A 2045-nucleotide genomic window follows, 5' to 3' on the forward strand; every position below is an offset into this window, starting at 1 on the left:
GAAACTGGCAACACCGCCGGACGCGTGGTGGGCGCGAGCACCTGGCGTGCGCCGCCCGCCACCCCCAGCCGTTCCGCCAGCCCGGCCACCGTCGGTGCATCGAACACCGCGCGGATGCCGATCTCCACCTGCAGCGTCGAACGGATCCGGCTGACGAGCCGCGTCGCGAGCAGCGAATGGCCACCCAGCGCGAAGAAATCGTCGTCAATCCCGACCGGTCCCGATCCGAGAATCTCCGAGAACAAGCCTGCCAGAATACCCTCGCGCTCCGTGCGTGGCTTGCGCCCGGGCGCCGAGGCGAGCAGGGACGGCAAGGGCAGGGCGCGAAGGTCGACCTTGCCGTTGGGCGTGAGCGGTAGGGCGTCCAGTGGCACCAAGGCAAAGGGGACCATATAGTCTGGCAGCTGTTTGGCCAGATAGGCCCGCAGCATCGCAGGATCGGCGTCACCGTCCTGTTCCGCGACATGGGGCACATAGTAGGCAATCAGGCGCTTGCGGCCATCACCCTCGGCGATTGCGACCACGCTCGCTGTGGCGACACTAGGATGCTTGAGCAGTCGCGCCAAAATCTCGCCGGGTTCTACTCGGTGGCCGCGGATCTTCACTTGCGCGTCGTTACGGCCCAGATACTCAAGTACCCCGTCGCGGTGCCAACGCACCAGATCGCCGGTCCGATAGAGGCGCTGGCCCGCCATGAACGGGTCCGCCACGAACCGGGCCGCGGTCGCGCCGGGCCGGCCCAGATAGCCCTGTGCCAAGCCATCGCCACCGACATAGAGTTCCCCCACGACGCCTGGCGGCACCGGTTGCAGCCAACCATCAAGTACTACCGTACGGGTATCGGCGATTGGCCGGCCGATCGGAATCCGCGCGTGGATTTCGTGCGGTGCGATCGCATGTGTGGTCGCAAATGTTGTCGTTTCCGTCGGACCATAGCCGTTGATGAGGCCGCCCGGTCGCACGACGGTCACGATCCGCGCCACTGTTGCCGGGTTAAGAACGTCGCCCCCGGCGATAAGGTAGCGCAGGCGGTGGGATACGGCTGCGACGCAGTCGGCATGTTCATCGAGCAGCGCTGGGGTCAGAAAAAGCACCGTCACGCCCGTCGCGGCAATCTTGGCAGCCAGAATTTCGCCCGACAACAGTTCGTCGCGGTCGATCACCACCAGCCGCCCGCCATTGAGCAAGGCCCCCCAGACCTCGAGCGTGCTGGCGTCGAAGCCGGGATTGGAAGCAAAGGCTATGCGGTCATCCACCACGAAGGACGCATAGCCGTTGTCCACCACTACCCGCGCGACGGCCCGATGCGTTATCGCGACGCCCTTGGGTTCTCCCGTCGAGCCCGATGTGTACATCACATGCGCGACAGAGTCGGGAGAGGGCTTTAGCGTGCAGGGAAGGCCGCAGGACTTATCGCTTGTTAAAGTTTCAAGTTCGACGATCGGCTGTCCGTCATCCCCCTCAGCGGGGACCGATGCGACCACGCACAACCGGGCGCGACAATCCTTCATGACCCCGGCTACCCGAGGCCAAGGCGTAGCGCCATCGAGGGGGACATAGGACGCTGCGCATTTGAGCACCGCCAACTGCACAGCAACCATCTCCGCCGAACGATCGAGCTTGATCACCACGCGATCACCGCTGCGAACGCCCTGAGTCGATAGCGCCGCAGCTATACGCTCGGCATAGGCGTCCAGTTCGGCATAGCTCCAGTTGCGACCATGATCCTCCACCGCCACCGCCATCGGCCGAGCGCGGACCTGCGCGGCAAAGGCGCTCGCCAAGTCGGTCGCGCTTCGACCGCTGGCGGTCTCGTTCCACTGGTACAGAACCGCTTGACGTTCGCCGGGTGCGAACAGATCAAACCGCGACGCCGCCATGCGCGGTTCGATGCTGACGGCGTCGAGGAGGCGGGCGAAGCGGTCGGCGAGGCTCTGGGCGGTGGCGGGATCGAACAGGTCGGCGGCATATTCGAGCTCGCCGGTCAGTCCGGCCGGGGCGCCTGCGGCATCGTAACGCTCGCTCAGGCCCAGGGTGAGATCGAA

At 65.6% G+C, this 2045-nt stretch carries 1 protein-coding gene; it reads right to left on the reverse strand.

Annotation, left to right across the window (positions count from 1 at the left end):
• The coding region (locus tag ABIC44_RS19570; RefSeq protein WP_354297088.1) for a non-ribosomal peptide synthetase at positions 1 to 2045 on the reverse strand (2045 nt) is incomplete at both ends.

It is taken from the genome of Sphingomonas sp. 1185 (assembly GCF_040544655.1).
In the GTDB taxonomy this organism is placed as follows: domain Bacteria; phylum Pseudomonadota; class Alphaproteobacteria; order Sphingomonadales; family Sphingomonadaceae; genus Sphingomonas.